Below are 22,804 nucleotides of genomic sequence, written 5' to 3' on the forward strand. Positions count from 1 at the left end.
GGCCCCGGCCGGGGCCCGTTTATGGCTAATCATGGCCGTCAGGACTCAACGCTTAACGAGGCTTCCTTCGGCACAAAGCTATTAATAATGCGCACGTAATGTTTGCGCTGCGCCTCGGTAAAATCGTTATTCGCCGCAAGCGTAAAGACCACCAGCTTTCTTGAGTCGGGATTGAGCTGCGGATGCCAGGGCAGGGTGATAATCGACAGCACCTGCCTGACCCAGCCGCCGTCTTCGAGAAATTTATTGGCGGTTTGCAGAACCGGTAATTTAGCCGGGCCGATTTCATGCCTGAGATTTTTCCCTTCCACCTCAAAGCCCGGCACAAAGCGCTTCATCTTTTCCCACTGCTTTTCGCAAAAGTCGTCAACGGTCTGATCTTTTTCCAGCGTGGCGCGGTTAATCAAAATGTTATACGGGTTATTATCCTCGTCCATATAACGAAGAATATTGATGGACTGATCTTCCTGCGGGAGGGTCGTCAGGAAGCTGCCTTCGTTAATTGGGTATGTCACAGGTTTTTTACTCATAGTTAAATATCTCTTAGTCCTTATTTGCCTTGCGTAGATAACGGAATGATTTCAACGCGACGGTTTTGTGCACGTCCTTCCTGGGTATCGTTATTGGCTACCGGGCGTGAATTGCCGGCGCCTTCGATAATAAAACTGTCGGCAGGTAAACCCGTGCGCTCGACCAGCCTGTCGCGAATGACCCGCGCGCGTTCGGTGGAAAGAGCCCGGTTTACCGCTTCGGAGCCTGTATTGTCGGAGTGGCCAATGATGAGAAATAGCTGTGCCGGCACGCGGGCTATCTCCGAAGCGATCTCATCAAGCGCGGCTTCGCTGTCCGGCATCAGGCTGCTGCTGCCCTTTTGAAACAGCGGCGCCGCGCCGGATAAAGCATGCCGTCCCGCCTTTTGCGCCTCATTTTCCCTGGCGGGTTCAGTGAAAGATTTCAGCAGGGCCAGCTGATTGAGCAGGTTGTGTCTGAAGACGTAAACGCCGCCTGCCAGACAGGCGAGCAGGGCCAGTATCGCGACGATTATCGGCCAGCGCCTGCGGGCGGGCGGCGGCGCGACGGGCGGCAGCGGAGGCGCCGGCTGGGTTGATTGCACGGCCTTGAGCGGCGGCAGCTGAACGCCCGGCAGCGGCGGCAGGGTAATCGCGCCGGAAAGCCCCGGCAGGATGCCGTACCTTTCCGCAAGCCACAGGGACCAGGCCCCGTGCCGGGTGAATCCCTGACCGTGATCGGCAATCGCCACGTCGGCAAGGCTGAGCTGGGTGGTGTCAAACAGGTTTTGCAGGGCGCCCATAATCCGGTTTTCGGCAAGCCAGGCAACAAGCATGCAGACGAGCGCGTGTCGCTGAATGGAGTAGATGTCTTCGCCGCCGTCGCGGGCTTTCAGCATGTTGATAAGGCCGACGAGCCGCGCTTCCAGCTCTAATGGCTGCGCTGGCGCGGCCGTCAGGCTTCCGGTCCAGATAGCCTGGTCAGGATTATGCGATGAGCGCTGCAGGCTCAGGCGCGTATAAATGCCGAGCATGCACGGCAGGTTTTCGGGCAGGCGCGTGGAGGACAGGGCGTACTGCCAGGCGTTGATTTGTTCAATCAAAATCCCGTTGTTCTCAAACCCATCGGCAAGCAGCGGAAAATAGGCGAGGATCTCCACGCCGGGATGCTGCGCTCTCACATGGGCGATTCGGTTGGCGAGCGGCGTAGCGCTGGTTGCGATAACCCAGACGATGCCGTTGCCGCCGCTGACGGGAAGGTTGTTCTGGTTAAACCATTTACCGGCGAAGGGGCCGATAATAAATACGATGAGCCGTGGCGAGCCCGACCGGGCCGCAGACGGCGATAGGGCTGCGGACTCTGCCGGCTCGCAGCGGGTCTCCTGCTGAGAAAAATAGCGTTCATGGCCCGTGGCGCGTAGCGAGAGCAGCGCTTCGGTTTGCCCTTCCTGCTGTATCATCAGCGTCAGCAGCTGCCATGCGCACCGGAAAAGCGTTTTACTGTTGGCGTGCAGCAGGGATTCAACCTGGGCGGCAAGCGACAGGCGATCTTCACAGGCGTTGTAGCCATAAAAGTAATGCACCAGGGAGTAGCGCTGCCAGGATAAGGCGTTATTCTGCTGCCTGTCGGTAAGCCTTATATCGAAATAGCAGCACAGCGCGCGGCACAGCGCCTCGCTCTCTTCCTGGGCGTGATCCTCGGCGATCAACTCTTTATTAAGCTGCTCGATAAGCGAGGTGAGCTTTAGCTGAAAATCCGCCGGGGAAGGGATGATGCCGTCAAAAGAGAGCAACGTATCTATGCCCACCAGACGGCTAAAAATGGCTTCGCTTTTCACCAGCTGTTCTCCCTAACCCTTCCCCAGCCTGCGACAGCTGACCAGGGGCAGATGCGAACCACGGCCGGCTTAACGGTGGAAGCCGTTTTAAATTCGAGCGGAATAACCCAGTCGCCTTCCTGCGCCCGGGATATAAATTTTTCCAGCTCCCGCAGCTTAAAAGCGCGCTGATACAGCAGCACGTTTTGCGGGTTGTAAACGCTGAGATTCAGGCTGCTTATTTCCGCGTCGCCGGTAAGATATTCCTCCTGCTTCAGGGTGAGAGATTTTTTATACCAGGCATACTGGCGGCTAATCCACTCATCTTCGTCTGCGGGCGGGTCGGCGAAAAACGCCTGCGGGTTAGGCGCCATGGCCTCAGGCAACGCCGTGCCGTTTTTCAGATGAATACCCGCCTGATATTCAAACTGTCTTAAGGTTCGCTTGCTGCCCAGCGTATAAGGGGCGAGCACGGCGGCGCTTTCTGCCTCCAGCCCCAGCAGCGTTCTGACGCGCTTTTTAGACAGGCTGTCTCTTTCCCACCAGGCTTTTTCAATAACCCCTTCTTCCCGGGCCTTATTGTCATGATCGCCCCAGATTTTGCGGTGTTCTTTGCGCTGGTAGAAATGCCACAGCAGCGGCTTATGCGGATGAAAAATATCGTATCCGTAGCTGAACGCTCGTACCGTCATGGCGATTTCTTCCCCGGCAAAGAAAATATGGGGATCGTTGGGAATGTCCTTCACAAAGTCAGAAGTGGTAAAAATGAACCCGCCCGCAAGATAGCTACCGCGCACCGGCTCCGTGGCCCCAAAGGGCGTGGAGCTAAACATGGGAATGCCCTGCTGGTTAAATTCACGAAAGATCAGGCGGCTGACGTAGCTTTTCTTGCTGGCCTCTTCATCTTCGCCCGGCTGGTAAGGGGGAGGATAAGAGGAAAGCACCGGCCGCGCGGACCGGCTTTGCAACGAATGCAGCATCGCCCGCATTTCGCTATCCCAGCAGGAAATAAAGCGGCAGTGGGAGTCGATTTGCAGGAAATAGCGTTCCTCTTCAAACAGCGATTCCGACAGGCTGCGCGCCCAGCAGGCGCCCTGACTGGCGTAGTAATGCACGCTGATAATATCGATCCTGGCCTGACGATAGTTAAACCGGTGGACCTCCCGTCCGCAGACGGTCCGGCGAAAGGCAGGCTCCAGCCCGGCCCGTTCGAATATGCGCAGGTCTTCGTCATCCTGCCAGCAGACGGCAATATGCAGATTTTCAGGGTGAGCGGCATGATGCAGCATGTCCCGCAGCGTGGGGATTAACTCCGGATCGCGGTAGCTGGCCATACTGATAAAAATAGTCGCCAGGTTATCCATATTTTTTAGTCCCTTAAAAAGTCCGTTACTGAATATCAAAAATGATTTCCGCCCGGGCGTGGAATTTCCCGCCGGCAGGAGAAGGCCGGCTGCCTGGAACGAGCTTTGCGTTCCAGGCAAATTCAGCGGGTCCCCGGCTGGCGATACTGCTTTTTTGCTCCGAGGTGCTGCCGTCTACCTTCATGGCTCTGCCGGCACCGTCGGTGATTTGTATCGCCAGCCTGTCTTTATTGCCCGCGGCATCCTCAACGCGGATATAAGAGGCGTCCCCTGACGGGGTGTCCGTGACTATTGACGCTTTGGCGGAATAAGAGCCGTAGTCGCTTTTACAAACGAGGGCAAAATCCAGATTGCGGACAACGCCGGCGTTCAGCAGGGAAGGGGTTACGTCATTAAAATCGACGGTTTTTGCGCCGTCGGCGGTGCAGGCGGGGGTGCTGATAATCTTTATTTCGCCAATCGACAGCTTCATTACGTAGGAGGCCGGATCCGCGGTCCTCAGATAGTTATAGGCAATCTCCGAAGCCGGCAGGACGGTATCGCCCTGCGGATTGCTCAGCCGCAAAGTGTCTTCAGTTTTAAAAAACTGGATGCGGTAGAAAGAGCCCGCGTCAAAGTCAAACGTCCCGCTCTGCGCCCCGCCGCTGAAAGTTAAAGAGCTGGTGGAAGGAAAATTACCGAAGGCCGAGCCGTTGCTCCACAGCAGCTTGATGCCGATACCGGGAATATTGGTCTGGTAGATTCTGGTTGTGCTGTTCTGGCCGTTCAGGTTTAGCGGGCGCTTACCGTATTCCGTCCCGGCAAGGCAGTCATCATAGCCAATGTTCTGGCCCGCGGTCGGGCTGTCGTACTGCGCAATGGGGTTTGAGGTATCGGCCGGCGCATCGGCGGCAATGCGAATGACCTGCATGGGAATAGCCACGGCGGTTGGCGCGCCGCGTGCAAGCCGACAGACGGCCTCAGAGGCGGGCGAAAAAAGAAATGCGGACACCATAACGACGAAGATCCTTAACATAATTTATTCCTTCTCTTGATGCAGCATGGCGATGATTTCAGGGGGATACATTTTTAAAAGCTCAGCAAAATTTTTGCCGATGCTCTCTTCGGCATAGCGCAGCACGGGCACCAGCGGGCTGCTGGGCTCCGTCATGGCGAACCAGCTGCGCACCTCCTGCAAACGCTGCAGCGCATCGGCGCGGCTACCAATGCCGCGCTGCGCTTCCGGCTGCTTGCCAACCGACGCGGGCGCCGTTACGACGCTGGCTGATGCAACCGCCGCGGGCGCGTCATCGGCGGCAGGCAGGACGATTTCTTGCGCGACCTGAACGGCGGGCGCATCGGGCAGCGGCGCGTTAGCGGCAGGCGGCAGGCTGCCGAACTCGCTGGAGAAAAGGGCCAGCAGGCCATCCAGTACGTTAAGCTCGGGCGCTTCGTGGCCCAGCGCCTGGTCGAGCATTTGCTTTATTTCCCGCAGAAAATGGTGCGCCTGGGTCAGCGGGGCGATATCGTCACGGGCGTTGAGATGCCATTCATGCAGCAGGGCCGCAACGGCCGTATCCGAAAGCGCCTCTTCCTCACGGGGAACAACGTGCGCCTTTTCAAACTCCTTCAGGGTTATCTGCAATCCCGATGCTTTGGGAAGGGGCTGGTTACGCAGGTCGGCCAGCAGGCCGTTGGCGTCTTCCAGTTCGGCAAACGCGTTGGCGCGCAGCATGGGGGTAAACTCCCCTTCATCAAGGAGCTGGGGATGCAGATCGTTCGGCCAGGCGTGTAATAAAGCGTGCAGAGCTTCTATGCCTTCCGCTAACGCGAGGAGGCCGACTTTACGCAGCCGGCAGCGCATCAGGATAACGATCACCCTGATATCCTTGCTTTTTTGCAGCAGCGTCAGGCATTCGCGCTCTGTCTCAGCCCAGTTAACGGGCTCCGCCGCTTCAAAAAAGCTGCCGTATTCGACGTCAAGCCTCGGCTGGAGCCGGGACTGCAGCATAATGAAGGCGAAATCATAATCGAGGTTTTCGCCGCACGGCGCATCGCCGGCAATCGGCTGCATAACGTGCTGGTAATACTCTGAACAGGTCAGACTGCGTGTCGTTTGGGTCATAAGGTTTACTTTTCATCCATGGATGGCGGCTTAGCGGCCCGGAGGAGCGCCGCTAACGGTGGTACATTTCGGGTTCAAAGCTCATACCGAACACCGGCGTGTCGCATTTTTCCCGCTCAAGCCAGCTGGCGTAGCCGAGCTGGTGGCTGCCGTCCAGGCAGGCCAAAGGCACCTGATCGGCGGCCAGCACCAGCTGTATATCCCAGGCGTACTCAAAGCCGATAAAGCTGCGGACCAGCTCGCGCAGAACCGTCATATCGTTGCCCCACGGGCTAAATAGCATGTACTGCGCAAGCGTCAGCGGGCCTGTCAGCAGCTTGAATTTATGCTGCCGGTCCAGCACGGTATTGCCGAGAATGGCGCCATCGCCCAGCAGGCTGGCGTAGCGATCGTCGCCGAGGGCGGTTTGATCTTTTTCATCCAGGAAGATCCATTGCAGCTCAAACTCCTCCATGCGCACCGGCACGTTGAAGTAGTACTGCATGGCCCCCAGCAAACCGTCTGGATTACGGGCTTCGCGAACGAGATGGGCGGAAGTAGCGAGGCGAGCGTGTACCGGCAGCGGCGCGGGATCTAACTCCGCCGGGTCCAGCCCGACCAGGCTGCCGACGTAAAATGAAAAGCGCTCGTCGTCTTTGCGATCCAGGGAGGCCGTGTCCTGCGACAAAAACCAGGCGCGATAAAACAGGCTGAGCGCCCGGTGATGGAAAATGTCCACGAAGTCGATAAGAGTGCGATCGTGCTGCTCGTAGCGCGAATGCGCCAGCTCGGAAAGGTGGAGCGGCATCGCTCCCTGCGCGCCCCAGATGCCTAAGCCGAACAGCTGGAGTTTAAGCTTATCGTCCTGCTGACCGATGCTTGCTATCTCGCGCGGCGAGAACGCCATGCTGGAAACCTGGCCTAATCTGAAGCGCTCCTGCGCGGGCAGCGTGGCTTTGCCGGGAGCGGGAAGAGAAGGCGTGCGGGCGGCGATGGCCCGCATCAGGCTGATAAAGCCCGCCTCCCAGGGAGCATGGGGATCGTACCAGCGCTCAAGGCCGGCCGGCAGCGCCGAGTTTTGGGAGATATCGGCGTGGTTCATAGCACTCCCCGCCTGCCCGGACGGACTTTCCAGCGCGCTATCAGCCCGCGCTGCATTGAGTGCAGCTCCGTTTCGGTGAAAATATTGATGGCGGCGTGGCGCGCCAGGTAATTTTCCATGATCAGGCCGAAAAGATACGGGCTAATGCCTGAAAAACCCTCTTCATCCACGGTCAGGCTACAGCAAACGCCGCGCCCGTATATCAGCAGCCCGTCTTCCGCAAGGCGGCGAACAACGGGCTCGGTTTTACAACCCACCAGGCTGTCAATCTGCGCTACAGATTCCAGATCGGCCGCGGTAGTGAACAGCCGCAGCATATTGCGCAGGGATTCCCCGCCCTGCGCATGCTCCATCTCCGACAGGGGAAGGTAGTTGAAGCTTAACTGGCGAATCAGCCGCCATGAGGATTCCCCCACCGCAAACGGCGGGCGCGGTGCGCTGGGCGAGCTTACAAAGCGGGCGCCGTGGACCGGCACCGAATCCGACATGCTGAGATCGAAGCTGTTGGTGCTGGCCAGCAGGCGCGGTAAATCGCGGTTGGTGACCATCGCGTCCACCAAAAGGTAGCGGATATTCTCGCCGTAGGGCGCCTCCTGCTGATCGACAAGCGAGATAAATACTTCGGTTTCGCTGTACGGCGTTCTGGTGTCGTATTTACGCTCGGTCGCGGCTTTCGCCCGCACTTCTCTTCTTACGGAAAAATAGCGGCCAAAATTACCGGTATCGCTGTGGCGGGTTTGATAGAGCGGGTTAAACGTCAGCTCTTCGCTCGTTTCCGCCTGCAACCCCAGCACCTTATTGACGGAGAAGACCTCGTAATCCAGCGGCCGGCTGCGGTCAGGAACGATATGGAAATTATTCAGCGCCCGGTTAACCTCGATTCGATCGACCCGTTTGGGAAAGAGATTAATAACCGGCGTGCAGAACAGCAAAAACCGCGAAGCATCCAGATGCGGGATAAGATCCTGCGGCAGCTTGTCCAGCAGAATAATGATTTCTACTTCCCCGGTATGATTGTTTTCCAGCGCGGCGGCAAGCTGGGTCAGCGTGAAAAAGTAAAACCGCTCGCGACAGCAGATATATTCCTGAATTAATGTGTGCCCGTGAAACATATTCCATTGCAGCGGCAGCAGGCTTTGCTCCGGCGCCAGGCCTTCAAACTTAAGCGGCTGCTGGCTGATAACATGATGCCGGGATTTTTCTCCATCCGTACTGCGGATGATGGTGGCAATATGGCTACCGTGAAGTAATTCAAAAGTATGAGAGACGACGCGCTCGTCGCCCTGAATATAAACCGGCAGCTCATCCAGCCCCTTCAGCGAGGAGAAGGTCAGGTCGCCCTGCAGCCGCAGCTTAATACGCACGGCCCCTTTCAGCCGGGAATGGTGCAGACGATAGTTTTCAAGATTAGGAATATCCGGCGGCACGGAGGTTAGCCTGGCTTCCACTATTTCCAGCGGCCACAGCGTAACGTCCTGGTTATTACGGAACTCGCAGCGGGTCATTTCGCCGGGGAGGATTTTGCTGTAAAAGGCGCTTTTTTTAGGGATCGTATAGCCGTGGGTTAAATCGCCCTCGCTCAGGTTTGGCCGCAGCTGCACGACGCCCATCGAAGGCGTTGGCGAGTTATAGTTTGGATAGACGATATCCAGTAGCCGCTGGGTAAACTTTGGGAATTCGGCATCAAGTTTTATTTGCGTCCTGGCGGATAAAAAGCAGAAAGCCTCAATAAGACGCTCAACGTAGGGATCGGCGACTTCTATGCCGTGCATGCCCAAACGCCCGGCGATTTTGGGGTGTCGTTCGGCAAACTCTCGCGCCATTTCCCTTACGAAAGTCAGCTCCCGATTATAATAATCTAAAAAATCATGTTCCATTTGGCACCCTGTAGTTATATCGCGCTGACAACCTGAGAAGGGTCAACAGGTAAATATCAGAATCAGACTCTTCTGCGGTTCTTTCGCAGCGCTGTTTTCCTTAACGCCGTGCGACCAATTCTAAAATTAAAAATAAAATTTACGATGCTGGTATTTACAGTATTTGTGAATTTAGGAATCTCTTGCGGGCATTTTTCTTAAAAAACGGAAAGCGTCGGATTGAGAGTTTTTATTTCGCTTTTTATTAATTACTATGACCCGGAATTAGCGTTGCGGCAGACGGATTTCCTCGTCAAGGCTAATAGAGTGCTCCACTACGGGACAGTGGGTGAATAATGGATCAATTAAGACAGGGCGAGTTTTATCGTGGCCATAACGAGAAAAAACCTATTTGGCAAGCTAAACGTTATCTTGTTCAAAAGCATCGAAAGCGCCACCACGCTGTGTAAATTGCGGGGGAATCCCTACGTTGAACTGGTGCACTGGTTAAATCAGATTTATCAGCAGCAGGATAGCGACTTAAATCATATTATTCGCCATTTTGAAGTTGATGCTCAACGGCTTGAACAGGATTTTTTCCAGGCATTAACCCGCCTGCCTGCCAATGCAAGTTCTATTTCCGACTTCTCGTACCATGTCGAGCTGGCGATTGAACGCGCGTGGGTTTTTTCCAGCCTGGAATGCCACAACACCTGTATTCGCAGCGGCCATTTATTGATCGCGCTGCTGACCACGATGGAGCTGCGCCGCACGCTGCTCGCTATTTCTCCAGCGTTCGAAAAGATTCCGTTAGAGCATTTGAGTAAAGATCTTGGCTATATCGTTCGCGAATCGGCGGAGGAAGATGAATTAGCCTGCGACGCCTCCCTTCATGGCGAAGCCGGCATCCCGGGCGAGGCCAGCAATGCGCTTGGCAGCGCTCACAGCGGCGGGCTTGCGCAATATTCTACGGATCTCACGGCGCTGGCGCGCGAAGGGAAAATCGATCCGGTGCTGGGGCGCGATAAAGAGATAAACACCATGGTGGATATCCTGCTGCGTCGCCGCCAGAACAACCCTTTACTCACCGGGGAAGCCGGCGTCGGTAAGACGGCGGTGGTTGAGGGGCTGGCGCTGGGCCATTGCGGCGGGCGAAGTTCCTCCTTCGCTTGCAAAAGTGCGTTTGCTCTCGCTTGATGTCGTGGCGCTCTCGGCTGGCGCCAGCATGAAGGGCGAGTTTGAGGCGCGCCTGAAGGCGGTGCTGGAAGAAGCGGTCAACTCCGCCGAGCCGGTGGTGCTGTTTATCGATGAGGTTCACACGCTGGTGGGGGCGGGCGGTAACGCCGGAACCGGCGACGCCGCAAACCTGATGAAGCCAATGCTGGCGCGCGGTCAGCTGCGTACCATCGGGGCGACGACGTGGAGCGAATTTAAACGCCATATTGAAAAAGATCCGGCGTTAACAAGGCGCTTTCAGGTTTTACAGGTGGAGGAACCTTCAGAAGAACTGGCTATCGCCATGCTGCGCGGCCTGCTGCCGGTGCTCGAAAAGCATCACGGCGTCTGGATCATGGATGAAGCTTTACGCGCCGCGGTGCGTTTATCCCACCGCTACATCCCTGCGCGCCAGCTGCCGGATAAAGCCATCAGCCTGCTGGATACCGCCTGCGCCAGGGTTGCCGTCGCTCAGCATGCGCCGCCCGCCGAGCTACAGATGCTGAAATTCCGCAGCCGGTCGGCGCAGACCGAGCTGTCGCTGCTGGAAAAGGCGATCGGTTTCGGTAAAGAAAGCGCCGGCAGCCTGAGCGCTATCGAAGCCTCGATCGCCGAACACACGCAGGAGGCGGCGCAGCTTGACCGCCGCTGGACGCAGGAGTGCGGGCTGGTAGCCAGTATCGTTGATACGCGCCAGCAGCTGCTTGCCGCCACGGCTGAAGATCCCCAAATGCCGGAGACGGAAAAAATCGCCTTTTTACAGGCCAGGCTGAACGAGCTGGAAACGACGCTAAGCGAAATTCGTCACGAACAGCCGCTGGTTCAGGCCGAAGTGAATGCCGGCGTGGTTGCCTCAATCGTCGCAAGCTGGACCGGCATTCCGGTAGGCCAGGTGGTGAAAGATGATATCAGCGCCGTTATGGAGCTGCCGCAGCGTCTCTCCGAACGCGTTATTGGCCAGGGGTACGCGCTGCGCTGCCTGAGCCAAAGCATTCAGACCGCGCGGGCAGGGCTTGCGGATCCGCAAAAGCCGTTCGGCGTCTTTATGTTAGTGGGCCCATCTGGGGTGGGAAAAACCGAAACGGCGCTGGCCATTGCCAGCCAGCTTTATGGCGGCGAGCATAATCTCATCACCATTAATATGAGCGAATACCAGGAAGCCCATACGATTTCATCGCTAAAGGGCTCTCCGCCCGGCTATGTCGGCTACGGCGAAGGTGGGGTATTAACCGAGGCGGTTCGCCGCAAGCCTTACAGCGTCATCCTGCTGGATGAAGTGGAAAAGGCGCACCCTGACGTGCATGAGCTGTTCTTCCAGGTCTTCGACAAAGGCTCCATGGAAGACGGCGAAGGGCGCCACATTGATTTTCGCAACACCATTATTTTATTAACCAGCAACGCCGGCAGTGACATAGTCAGCAGCGCCTGCGCCGACCCGCAGACAGCGCCGGACGCCGAAGCGCTACAGGCGCTTTTACAACCAGCTCTTTTGCGCGTCTTCCCGGCCGCATTTTTGGGCAGGGTTACCGTAATCCCTTATTTGCCCTTAGAAAGAGAGTCGCTCCAGCATATTGTCAATATTCATCTGCAGCGTATCGCTGAGCGGGCAAAGGCGCACCACAACATTCTGCTCACTTTCAGTGATGAGGTGGTGCAGCACGTGGTGGAAAACTGCCCGGTGGCGGAAACGGGAGCCCGCATGCTCATCCGTTTTATTGAGAAAAATATTCTCCCGAAAATCGGTACGGCGATTTTAGACAGGGCCCGTTCACCCGAGGCGGGCAATACGATAGTAACAATGCGTGTAATAAAAAGTCAGGAAAAAGGAAATGAGATCATTATAAAAACGGAGGAGTTGCCGACGCAATAATGAAGAAGGGAATGTAAGCAAAATACAAAATAACGCTGTCGTTATATTTAATTTGAGTAACAAAATATAGGGAATTTAATTATGCAGAAATTCAAAATGACGCTTTGTGCTTTGATGCTGACTACCGCATCGGCTTCCGCGCTGGCTGCCAATGAAACTCAGGGAACGGTAACCTTTAACGGTAGGCTGTACGCTGAAACCTGTTCCATTGCCAGCGATTCGGTCGATCGGAAAGTAGAGTTGCCTAAAGTATCCGTTCAGACTCTGAAGGCCCAGCGGAGATAAGGCGGGTTCCAAAGGCTTTGATCTGAACGTCGAAAACTGCCCTGCGGGCATTAGCCAGGTTGCCGCGCATTTCGAAGCCATCGGCAGCAGCGGTGTGAACAGCGCAACGGGTAACCTGACTAACAAATATCAGGGTGCGGAGCAGAAAGCCACGGAGGTTGAAGTACGTTTGTATAACTCTGACGAGCAGCCGCTGAAGCTGGGCGAAACCGGCGCGCCGGCCGCGGTGAAAGACGGTAAAGCGACGATGCGTTACTACGGTGGGTATTACGCAACGGGGCAAACCACCCCCGGCATGGTATACGCCCAGGCGCAATATACCCTGGCTTATCCATAATAGACCTGCCTGTTTCAGGCTGGGTAAAGGGGGTTATCGCCCCCTTATTAAAACTCACTGTCTGTCTTTGGTCAGGCTGAACGTATTACGCGTAGGTTTTTGCTATGAAATTTTATCGTGCAATAATTTTTAAATTGACGGGCGCCCTTATTTTTCTGGCTGTATCGCTACAGATGGCTTTTGCCGGTATGACTATTGCCGGCACGCGTATTATTTTTCCAGGCGACGAGCGCGAACAAACGATAAGAACGACGAATAAAGGCAGCGTACCCTTACTGGTACAGGTCTGGACCGATGACGGCAGTAAAAATGAAGATATCAATAAGCTGAAGGTGCCTTTTACCGTTACCCCGCCGGTCTATCGCGTGGAGCCGGGTAAGGGCCAGAGCATAAGGCTTATTTATAACGGCATGACTTTGCCGCAGGACAGGGAATCCGTATTCTGGTTCAACCTGCTGGAAATTCCCCCGGTTAAGGAAACGACGAAAGAAACGGATCGTCTGGAACTGGCTTTCAGAACGCGAATTAAAATCTTTTATCGCCCGTCGCAGCTTAAAAGCACCAGCGCTCAGGAAGTCGAGCGTCTGCGCTGGGAAGTTATCGATTCTGGTAAAGGCATCAAGGTAACGAACCCGACGCCCTATTATTTTTCATTTGATTCAGCCTCGCTAACGTCCGGCACGGTTAAGCATCAGCTGCAGGTCGATATGGTCCCGCCGTTTGCGAGCAAAACGTTTACGTTAGCCGCTAAAGCCGCCGTCGGCGTTGTTAATCGGGCAGACGTGCGCCTTATTAACGACTACGGCAGCGTGATTGAACACCAGCTGGTTTATTCACAGGGTCAGGGATTAATTCTTAATAAACAGAATAAATAATTATCGGCAGACGGTGAAATGTAATGAATGCGATGCGCTAAGAATAGTTATCAGAAAATGGACATGCGCAAGCTTTAGCCAGGGAGACAGGGACGTGAAAATAAAACAAACTAAAAAATATGCTCGAAACGTTCAGCGCGAATCTCAATTAGCCTTTGCGATCCGCCATATTCTTGTTGCTTCTTTAGGCGCGAGCTTTTCTGTGCTTGCCCAGGAGAGCGGCAGGCTGCTGGTGCCTGAAGCTGAGCAGGCCTCACGCCCGGAAACCGTCAGGTTTAACAGCGAATTTATTCACGGCCTGAGCATTGACGTATCGCAATATTTTCAGGGCAACCCGACCCCGGCAGGGTCATTTGTCGTGCAGGTTTTTGTGAACGGCGAAAACCGCGGGCGGCATGAAGTGCTGTTTACGCCCGTCGCGGGGAGCGTGAGCGCGCAGCCCTGCTTTAAACGCGAAGAGCTGATCCGCTACGGTATTAAAATTGCGAAAGCTCCGCAGCCTGCTGATGCCGGAACTGAGCAGTGTACATTTATTGAACGGTGGATAACCGGCGCCGAAGCCAGCTATCAGGCCGGTGATTTTAATCTCGATTTGACGGTGCCGCAGGCTTATCTGGTGCGCTACCCGCGGGGCTATACCGATCCGGCTTCATGGGACTCAGGGGTGAGCGCGGGGCTGCTGGATTACAACGGTAACTTTTACGCCCAGGAGAATGCCGGCCGCTTTAGCAGCGCAGATGCGCATTCGCTGAGCGGGAACCTCGGGCTGCTGGCCGGATTTAACTTTTATGACTGGCGGCTGCGTAAGCGCATTAACACCCACTGGACCAGCGGTTCGCCTGCCCATACGCAGAACCTTTTCACCCGGCTGCAGCGGGACGTTTCCGTACTGAGAAGCCAGCTGACGTTGGGCGACAGCACAACCAGCGGCGACCTCTTTGATAGCCTGACCGTGCGGGGTATCCAGCTGCAGTCCGACGACCGCATGCTGCCGGACGGATTGCGTAACTATGCGCCTCTCATTCGGGGCATCGCGGAGACGAACGCCAGAGTGCAGGTAACCCAGCAGGGGCGGATCGTCTATGAAACTACCGTTCCTCCCGGTCCCTTCGAGCTTAGCGATATCGGCGCGATGGGCTATGGCGGCGATTTACAGCTCACCATCACTGAGGCAGACGGCCGTGAAAGAAGCCAGGTTATTCCCTTCTCGGCGCCTCCTATGCTGCTGCGTGACGGGGTTTCGCGCTTCGGCGTTACGGTGGGCAAGCTTAAGGATAACTCCCTGGCCGAGGAGCCGGGCATGGCTCAGGGGTTCTATCAGTATGGTCTTGGCAACCTGTATACGCTGTACGGCGGCGGCCAGTTTTCGGACAGCTATGCGGCGCTGGGCCTGGGCCATGCGTTTAACACAAGGATAGGCGGGGTTTCCATGGACGTCACCCACGCGCGCAGCGAGCTGCAGGACGGCAAAACCTCCTCCGGCAACAGTTTTAACATCGGCTATAGCAAATATCTCGACGCAACGGCGACGGATCTGACGCTTGCGGCGTACCGCTACTCGTCAAAAGGGTTTTATAGCCTGAGGGACGCGACCCTCGATCGCTACGGCTCAAGCGATGACGCCTATCGCGTGGATTATCGCACCAGGCAGCGTTTTATGATTAGCGTTGGCCAGTCGCTGTGGAATGGCGCAAGGCTGAATTTTGCCGGCAACTTTTATAACTACTGGGATGACCGCTCTTCTTCGCGGCAGTTTATGCTGACGTATAACAAATCCGAGCGTTATTTTTCCTGGTCGGCTTCCGCTTCCCGCGCCTTTAACAGCGATGGCAGGGATGTGAACAGCATGATGCTGGCCGTGAGCGTCCCTCTGGGACAAAGCACCATTATTGAAAAGCCGTTGTTCAGTACGCTCTACGCTTCCGTTACGCATGACTCTGACGGCAGCAGCACGGCGCAGACCAACGTTATCGGCAGCCAGGGCGAGCAGAACGAGCTGAGCTACGGCGTGGGCAGCAGCGTTAATAAGGCGAAGAACGATTCCACCCTTGCCGCGGTTAACGGCAACGTGAATTACAACTCGTCCTTAGGCCAGTTCGGATCTACCGCGTCGCTGAGCAATAAATCCAGCCAGCTGTCATTCTCTGCGAACGGCAGCGTGGTGGCGCACGGCGGCGGCGTAACCCTGGGACCGCGCCTGGGCGACTACCCGTTTGCGATAGTCAATGCCCCGGGCGCGGAAGGCGCCACCATGCTCAACGGATACGGCGCCAAAATTGACGCCAACGGCTATGCCATAGTGCCGTCCCTGACGCCGTACCGTGAGAATACCGTCGCGGTCAATACCCTTGGGCTTCCGGCCACGGTAGACGTGCTGGAAAATGAAAGCACCGTCATTCCACGCATGGGGGCCGCCGTAAAGGTCAACGTGAAGACGATGGTCGGGGATCCGATCGTGCTGGCCGTACGCGACGGGCAGGGCAACTATTTGCCGATTGGTACGGATATCGTCAGCGAGAATAATACCAGCCTCGGTATCGTTGGGCAGGCCGGGATGGCTTTTATTCGCGGCTGGAATGCGGCTAAAAATAATCTGTACGTTAAGAGTTCATCCGGCGCGCGTATTTGCACTATTTATGCAAATTCCGATATTTCCAACAAAATTATGCGTGCATTTGGTTCCGTTATTCAGGTAGAGGTTACATGTCATTAATGAACGTTATCATGCCGGGGATGAAATATCTCCGCGCAGGCCTGCTCACGGTAATATTCAGCGGCCAGCTATTATCCGTGGCTTCCGCCTGTGTGACCGATTGCGCAATAGAGGTTGATTTTACCGGTAATTACACCGACGAAACCTGCAATGTCGTAGTTAACAACGCAGGCAGCGATGAGTCGATTTCATTACCACAACGGTCCACCGCTCTTTTAAAGGAGAACGGCAGCGAGGAGGGAAGCACCGCCTTCGATATCACCCTGAAAGATTGCCCGGCCAGCCGTACGGTAAAAGTTTTTTTTAACAGCAGCGTCTCCAGCGCGGACGCCGCCACGGGCAACCTGATCAATGACGTGGGCGACAAATTTGCGCGCAATGTACAGATCAGGCTGCGTAAAGAAAATAATTCGCAGGTCATTGTGGATGATGCGGCATCGGGGCAGGACTACCTTATTTCTTCTGTTGCGGACCCATTAACTCACCGGTTTACCGCGAGCTATTACGCAAACGGAGATTCAGCTGTCACCGCAGGTAAAATTCACGCGGTAGCAGGCGTCGAGCTTCTTTATAAATGACAGAGGGAAGGGCGATATTATTTATTATTTGAAAACTACACATCGGACTGGCGACAATTTTATTCATAAGCCTTTATTAAAGAGTATTTATTCCTATGAGCAAAAGTAATTCGCAGAAATTTATTGCGCGTAATCGTGCGCCGCGCGTACAGATTGAGTATGACGTGGAAATTTACGGTAGTGAAAAGAAAATTGAACTGCCGTTTGTGATGGGCGTGTTGGCGGATTTATCCGGCAAGCCGCTGGAGCCGCTTCCTCCTTTGGCGGACAGGAAGTTCCTGAGTATCGATATCGATAACTTTGACGAACGCATGAAGGCGATGCGGCCGCGCGTGGCTTTTGCGGTGCCAAATACGCTGACGGGCGAAGGCCAGCTGATGGTCGATATGACGTTCGAAAGCATAGACGATTTTTCTCCGGATGCGATCGCCCGCAAAGTGGACTCTTTATCGCAGCTGCTTGAAGCACGTACCCAGCTTGCCAATCTGCAGACCTATATGGACGGCAAAGCCGGCGCGGAAAGCCTGGTGATGGAAGTGCTGAAAGACAAATCGCTGCTCAATACCCTGGCCTGCGCGCCTAAGCCTAAGCAGGCCGATGCTGAAGCCGCGCCCCAAAAGTAATCCAGAGAGAGAATTATGGCTACGCAAACACAAACAAGTAAACAGGCCGCCGTCGAGGTCGCCACGCAAAGTGATTTCAACGCCTTATTAACCCGCGAGTTTAAGCCGAAATCCGACCAGGCGAAAACCGCGGTCGAGATGGCGGTAAGAACGCTGGCCGAACAGGCTTTGTCCACCTCAATTACCATGGCTGACGATGCCTATAAAAACATCGCCGCCATTATTGCGGAAATCGACCATAAGCTTTCCGAGCAGATTAACCTGATCCTGCATCATGAAGAGTTTCAGCGTCTGGAAAGCGCCTGGCGCGGTTTGCACTATCTCGTTAACAACACCGAAACGGACGAAAAGCTGAAGCTGCGTTTTATGGACATCTCCAAAGATGACCTGCGACGTAATATGAGGCGCTATAAAGGTATCGCCTGGGATCAGAGCCCGCTGTTTAAACAGATCTATGAAGAAGAATATGGCCAACTGGGCGGCGAACCCTATGGCTGCCTGGTCGCCGACTACCATTTTGACCACAGCGCGCCGGACGTGGATCTGCTCTCGTCGATAGGTAAAGTCGCCGCTTCCGCGCATATGCCGTTTATCACCGGCGCGGCGCCGTCCGTTATGCAGATGGATTCCTGGCAGGAGCTGGCTAACCCGCGCGATCTGACAAAAATCTTTACCCAAAACCTGGAGTACGCGGCCTGGAATTCGCTTCGTCAGTCGGAAGATTCACGCTATATCGGCCTGGCGATGCCGCGCTTCCTGGCTCGCCTGCCGTACGGCGTTCACACAAATCCGGTGGACAACTTCAACTTTGAAGAAGTTACCGACGGCGCCGATCACAGCAAATTCGTCTGGTCTAACGCCGCTTATGCCATGGCGGTCAATATAAACCGTTCATTTAAGCACTACGGCTGGTGCACCATGATCCGCGGCGTGGAAAGCGGCGGGGTGGTAGAGAACCTCCCTTGCCATACCTTCCCGACCGACGACGGCGGCGTGGATATGAAGTGCCCGACGGAAATCGCTATTTCCGACCGCCGGGAGGCGGAGCTGGCCAAAAACGGCTTTATTCCGCTGGTGCACCGTAAAAATACGGACTACGCCGCCTTTATTGGCGCCCAGTCGCTGCAGAAACCGGCGGAGTATTACGATCCCGACGCCACGGCGAACGCCAACCTTTCGGCCCGCCTGCCCTATTTGTTTGCCTGCTCGCGCTTTGCCCATTATCTGAAGTGCATCGTGCGCGACAAGATAGGCTCCTTCAAAGAGCGTGAGGATATGCAGCGCTGGCTGAATAACTGGGTAATGAACTATGTGGACGGCGATCCGGCGAACTCATCCCAGGAAACCAAAGCCCGCCGTCCGCTGGCTGCGGCGGAGGTGGTGGTTGAGGATATCGAGGGTAATCCGGGCTATTACCAGGCGAAATTCTTCCTGCGTCCTCATTTCCAGCTGGAAGGGTTAACCGTCTCGCTACGTATGGTTGCGAAATTACCTTCCCTGAAAGGGGTTGCCTGATTTAGAGAATTAATAAAAGCGTTATTAATTCTTAAAAGATGCGGTTGCGTCGGGTTTCCGTACGCACTGTAAAAAGCCAGAGGTTATTTTTATTTATAGTGAATAAAAACTCTGTCTTTATTTTCGGTCGTTACAAAGGTTGTAACGTACTTCAATGAGAGCTGATAAAGGAAATAGTATGGCTCAGGATATGTTTATTAAAATTGATGGCATCGAAGGTGAATCCCTGGATGCTTCCCATAAAAATGAAATTGAAGTGCTTTCATGGCGCTGGGGCCAGCAGCCAGCATGCAAATATGCACAGCGGTTCAGGCGGCGGTTCCGGTAAAGCAACGGTAGAAGATTTCTGCTTTGAACACTACGTGGATAAAGCCAGTACTAACCTGCTGAGCTACTGCTTGTCTGGTAAGCACATTAAAGACGTGCAGTTTGTGGTGCGTAAAGCAGGCGGCGATCCGCTGGAATATCTGACCGTTAAATTCACCGACGTGATCATCACCCGCGTTGAAACCGCAGGTTCAAGCGAAGATGAAACTCGTCCGCGTGAAAGAGTCACCTTCGCCTTCACCAAGGTCACGCAGGACTACGTGATGCAGAATGCTGAAGGCGCCAAATCCGGCGTGATTTCTACCAGCTACGACGTTAAAGCAAACCTGCGCAGCTAATCGCCCGGGTAAGCTAACGGAGTTTTACCGCTGCGGCGGTAAAACTCTTATCAGGCCGGACGGAGTAATTTTTACGGTGGCAAAGCGTCAGGCCAAACTGAAAGGTTAAAAGCCGCGTGGAAGCGCCTGGTGGTGATATGTTTCAGGAAAAAGGATTGAAAAAATATCTTCCAGGCTTGCTGGCAGGATGCAGGTCTTTATTACTGACGGTGTTAATTAGCGCCTGCAGCAGTCATCCGTCGTCCCAGCCGGAGCCTGGTGAAATAAAATTAAATCTGCTGGCGGCTAAAGATATTAATCCCAACGAAAGGGGCCGGCCGGCGCCGCTGAATATATTTATCTATGCCGTAAAAGAACCGGATGCTTTTGCTAACGCCGATTTCTTCGACATCGTAGGGGGAAGCCGCAGGCAGATGCAAACCGCAGCGGCGAAAATCTATGAGGCTATTTTACAGCCGGGGGAATCACGCACCCTTTTTATCAGCCCGGACAGCGATATAAAAACGCTGGGATTTATAGGCGCCTATCGCAACCTCAACGGGACGCGGTGGATGGTGACCTGGGATGTACCTGAGAAGAAGCAATCATGGTGGCAAAAATTTTTCAGCGATGAGTCGCTTGAGTTAAATGCTTATTTCCAAAAAACAGCAATTACAATTAAAAAAATGGATTAAACCATGAGAACAAATAAAGTCGTCTGGAGCGAAGGGTTATTTCTTCGCCCGCAATTATTTCAACAGCAAGAACGTTATTTTGAATATTATGCCCATAAGCGAGCCTCGACGCTAAGCCCCTTCTTTTGGGGGTTTTCCCAGTATGAAATCGACAGGGAGGCGCTCACTTACGGCAAGCTGGTGCTGCGCACCGCGCGCGGCGTGTTACCCGATGGCACCCCTTTTGATGTCCCCGATCATGCCGACCTGCCAGAGCCGCTGACGATATTGCCCGAGCATCTGGGCAAAATGATCTATCTGGCGGTGCCTTTGCGCCTCGATAACAGCGATGAAACCATATTCAGCCAGCACGATGCCAGCTCGCTGGCGCGTTTTAGCGCGCAGGAAGCGGAGCTTTGCGACACCAACGCCATCCGCCAGGGCCCGAAGCCCGTACAGCTCGCTAAGCTTCGCCTGAAGCTGGTTTCGCAGGCGGAAATGACGGAGTCCTGGATTGGCCTACCCTTAACCCGGGTCAAGGCCATTCAGCCAGACGGCAGCGTGCTGCTGCACCTGGAAGATTACATTCCGCCGGTGACCGGCTATGCGGCTAATCCTCTGCTCAGCGAATGGCTTACGCACCTCAACGGCCTGGTCAAAATGCGCGCCGAGATGCTGGCGAACCGCCTCTCTTCCTCAGACGGCAAAGCCAGCGCCAGCGCGGAGGTGGTGGATTATCTGCTGCTGCAAATTTTCAATAAGTACGAGCCCATTCTCGATCACCTGCGCCATATTCCTGAACTGCCGCCGATTATTCTCTATGAAGAGCTGGCCAAGCTGGCGGGCGAGCTGTCGACCTTTGTGCGCACCACAACGCGTCGGCCGAAAAGCGCGCCGGGATATGACCACGCAAGGCTTTACCCCTCCATTCGTCCACTGGTGGACGATGTTCACGATTTGCTCAATCAGATTCTGGTCCGGGCGGGGCAGCTTATCGAGCTGCGCGAGAAAGGCAACGGCGTCTGGTCGGCCTCGGTGCTGCCCAACGAGCTGCGTTCGTTCTCCAATCTGGTGCTGTCGGTGCATGCCCAGCTGCCGATGGACGTGCTGCAGCAGCAGTTCCAGGCGCAGGCCAAAATCAGCGCTCCCCAACAGCTGCACGAGCTGGTGCGTTCACATTTGCCAGGCCTGGTGCTGCAGAGCTTACCGGTTCCACCGCGGCAAATTCCCTACAGCACCGGCTACGTCTATTTCGAGCTGCTCAAAAACGGGCCTTTCTGGGAAAAAATTTCCGCTACCGGCGCGCTGGCGCTGCACGTCGCCGGTGAATTCCCCGGCCTGAAAATGGAACTCTGGGGAATCAGGATCTGATGAAAGAAGATAACGGTCAGCAGGTAATGACGCCTGCAGAAGCAGTCCAGGAAGAGGCCAATTCGCCGCAGGCGCAGGGAAAATTTCTGCTCGATGAACAGGGGGACTGGATTCTGGAACCCACCGGCGCGCAGGCCGGCGAAAGCCGCGTGCCGGCAGACAGCGAGCCGCCTTTCAGAAACGAAAGGCTGCTTAAAAGCGAGAGCGTTCAGCAGCGCGTGCTAAAGGTGCTGGCGGCGGAAAATCCGCTGCTGGAGGCGTCCCAGCCCCTGCTGCGTGCGCTCAGCGACATGCCAGAGCAGATCGTTGATATCGCCCACGTCGAGATCCTGAAAAATACGCTGAAGAGCCAGATCAACCTGTTTGGCGTGGTGTGTGACGAAGTGAATATCCCGTGGAAAAAGATGGCGATCGTTCGCTACTGCATCTGTACCGCTCTTGACGAGGCGGCGCACACCGCGCCCTGGGGGCTGGAGTCCGGCTGGTCCCAGAGCAACCTGCTGAACCATTTTGAAGGCGATAACGACGGCGGGAATAAATTCTTTTTGCTTATCGGCCGTCTTTCGATGAATCCCAGCGAGTTTGCCGACGTGCTGGAGGTGCTCCTGCGCATACTGGGGCTGGGCTTCGAAGGCCGCTACAGCATCATTGAAGACGGCGATCGCCAGCTGACAAAAATCCGCCAGCGCCTGTTAACCATTATTCAAAGTACGCGCGATACCACGCAGCCGGTGTTGTCGCCCCATGGCCTGCAGCCCCACGGGCCGGCGCGGCGTGAGAGGCTGATCGTTCCGGTCAGGCTAACCGCCCTGTGCGCGGGCGTGCTGGTGATGGCGGCCTTTATCTGGTGCAAGTACTGGCTGTCGTTACGCGGCGACTTTACGACCAACAATCTCTATGCGATGCAGAAAATCAACGTAACCCAGCCGCAGATAAAAATGCGTCTCCGGCTGGCCATTTTGCTGCGTAACGAAATACAGCAGCAGCTTCTGAGCGTGGATGAGACCCAGAAGCTAAGCAAGGTGGTGTTAAAGGGCGATTCGCTGTTTCTGTCGGGTTCAACCAGCATTCAGCCCGCCATGGCGAACGTTATCGAACGCGTGGCGCGTGAAGTTCGCCGCGTGAACGGGGATGTGGTGATCGTCGGCCATACGGACTCCACGCCGATTAACAGACCCGGCCTGCCGAATAACGTGGTGCTGTCAGAAAAACGCGCGGCGCAGGTGGCCAGCTATTTCCTCGCCGCGGGCCCTGCCTGAAAGCAAGATCAAAGTCGAAGGCGTCGGAAACAGCCAGCCCCTGGCATCTGATGCGACGCCGCAGGGACGGGCGAAGAACCGCCGCGTAGAGTTTTTTGTTACGTATTAACGAGA

Annotated in this window: 14 protein-coding genes and 4 pseudogenes; 11 read left to right on the plus strand and 7 right to left on the minus strand. The window is 55.3% G+C overall.

The window, feature by feature from the left end; genetic code table 11:
• Positions 1–38 precede the first annotated feature (38 nt).
• Genes WLO32_RS01010 through tssF form a run of 7 tightly spaced genes read right to left on the minus strand, consistent with a single transcriptional unit; the run spans position 39 to position 8,752 of the window.
• Entirely contained in the window at positions 39–530 is a 492-nt protein-coding gene (locus WLO32_RS01010; RefSeq protein ID WP_435946886.1) for a DcrB-related protein, read from the minus strand.
• Between the two features lie 20 nt (positions 531–550).
• Positions 551–2,347: an OmpA family protein gene (locus WLO32_RS01015; RefSeq protein WP_435946887.1), complete on the minus strand. Its 1,797-nt coding sequence runs from the start codon at positions 2,345–2,347 to the stop codon at positions 551–553.
• Positions 2,344–3,690 (minus strand): GlcNAc-transferase family protein, encoded by a 1,347-nt coding sequence (locus tag WLO32_RS01020; protein WP_435946888.1) that lies wholly within the window; start codon positions 3,688–3,690, stop codon positions 2,344–2,346. The genes WLO32_RS01015 and WLO32_RS01020 overlap by 4 nt, the downstream gene beginning before the upstream one ends.
• A 25-nt stretch (positions 3,691–3,715) precedes the next feature.
• A complete protein-coding gene (locus WLO32_RS01025) occupies positions 3,716–4,705 on the minus strand; it encodes a fimbrial protein (RefSeq protein WP_435946889.1) in 990 nt (329 codons plus the stop codon).
• Positions 4,706–4,708: 3 nt separating this feature from the next.
• Positions 4,709–5,794 carry an ImpA family type VI secretion system protein gene (locus tag WLO32_RS01030; protein WP_435946890.1) on the minus strand — a complete coding sequence of 362 codons (1,086 nt, stop codon included), beginning with the start codon at positions 5,792–5,794 and terminating at the stop codon, positions 4,709–4,711.
• A 52-nt stretch (positions 5,795–5,846) separates the two neighbouring features.
• Positions 5,847–6,875, minus strand: a complete 1,029-nt coding sequence (gene tssG, locus WLO32_RS01035) for a type VI secretion system baseplate subunit TssG (RefSeq protein WP_435946891.1) — start codon at positions 6,873–6,875, stop codon at positions 5,847–5,849.
• Positions 6,872–8,752 (minus strand): type VI secretion system baseplate subunit TssF, encoded by a 1,881-nt coding sequence (gene tssF / locus WLO32_RS01040; protein WP_435946892.1) that lies wholly within the window; start codon positions 8,750–8,752, stop codon positions 6,872–6,874. Before tssF ends, tssG begins: the two co-directional genes overlap by 4 nt.
• 366 nt (positions 8,753–9,118) lie before the next feature.
• Between tssF and tssH the strand changes: the two are divergent.
• From tssH to tssL, 11 genes and pseudogenes are all read left to right on the plus strand, one after another.
• Positions 9,119–11,816 (plus strand): annotated as a pseudogene (gene tssH, locus WLO32_RS01045) (type VI secretion system ATPase TssH).
• An 81-nt stretch (positions 11,817–11,897) separates the two neighbouring features.
• A pseudogene (locus WLO32_RS01050) lies at positions 11,898–12,438 on the plus strand (fimbrial protein).
• A gap of 104 nt (positions 12,439–12,542) precedes the next feature.
• Complete coding sequence (locus tag WLO32_RS01055; RefSeq protein WP_435946893.1) at positions 12,543–13,313, plus strand: fimbrial biogenesis chaperone; 771 nt, start codon at positions 12,543–12,545, stop codon at positions 13,311–13,313.
• 94 nt (positions 13,314–13,407) lie between these two features.
• A complete protein-coding gene (locus tag WLO32_RS01060; RefSeq protein WP_435946894.1) occupies positions 13,408–16,026 on the plus strand; it encodes a fimbria/pilus outer membrane usher protein in 2,619 nt (872 codons plus the stop codon).
• Positions 16,026–16,604, plus strand: coding sequence for a fimbrial protein (locus WLO32_RS01065; RefSeq protein WP_435946895.1), 579 nt, complete (start codon positions 16,026–16,028; stop codon positions 16,602–16,604). Before WLO32_RS01060 ends, WLO32_RS01065 begins: the two co-directional genes overlap by 1 nt.
• Positions 16,605–16,699: 95 nt before the next feature.
• A complete protein-coding gene (tssB, locus tag WLO32_RS01070) occupies positions 16,700–17,227 on the plus strand; it encodes a type VI secretion system contractile sheath small subunit (RefSeq protein WP_435946896.1) in 528 nt (175 codons plus the stop codon).
• 15 nt (positions 17,228–17,242) lie between these two features.
• Complete coding sequence (gene tssC / locus WLO32_RS01075) at positions 17,243–18,742, plus strand: type VI secretion system contractile sheath large subunit (protein ID WP_435946897.1); 1,500 nt, start codon at positions 17,243–17,245, stop codon at positions 18,740–18,742.
• Positions 18,743–18,920: 178 nt separating this feature from the next.
• Positions 18,921–19,407, plus strand: a pseudogene (locus WLO32_RS01080) (Hcp family type VI secretion system effector).
• 137 nt (positions 19,408–19,544) lie between these two features.
• Entirely contained in the window at positions 19,545–20,081 is a 537-nt protein-coding gene (tssJ, locus tag WLO32_RS01085) for a type VI secretion system lipoprotein TssJ (protein WP_435946898.1), read from the plus strand.
• A 3-nt stretch (positions 20,082–20,084) separates the two neighbouring features.
• Entirely contained in the window at positions 20,085–21,431 is a 1,347-nt protein-coding gene (gene tssK, locus WLO32_RS01090; protein WP_435946899.1) for a type VI secretion system baseplate subunit TssK, read from the plus strand.
• Positions 21,432–21,457: 26 nt separating this feature from the next.
• A pseudogene (gene tssL / locus WLO32_RS01095) lies at positions 21,458–22,799 on the plus strand (type VI secretion system protein TssL, long form).
• Positions 22,800–22,804: the final 5 nt, after the last annotated feature.

The organism is Dryocola mayonis (assembly GCF_051307045.1).
Classification (GTDB): Bacteria; Pseudomonadota; Gammaproteobacteria; order Enterobacterales; family Enterobacteriaceae; genus Dryocola.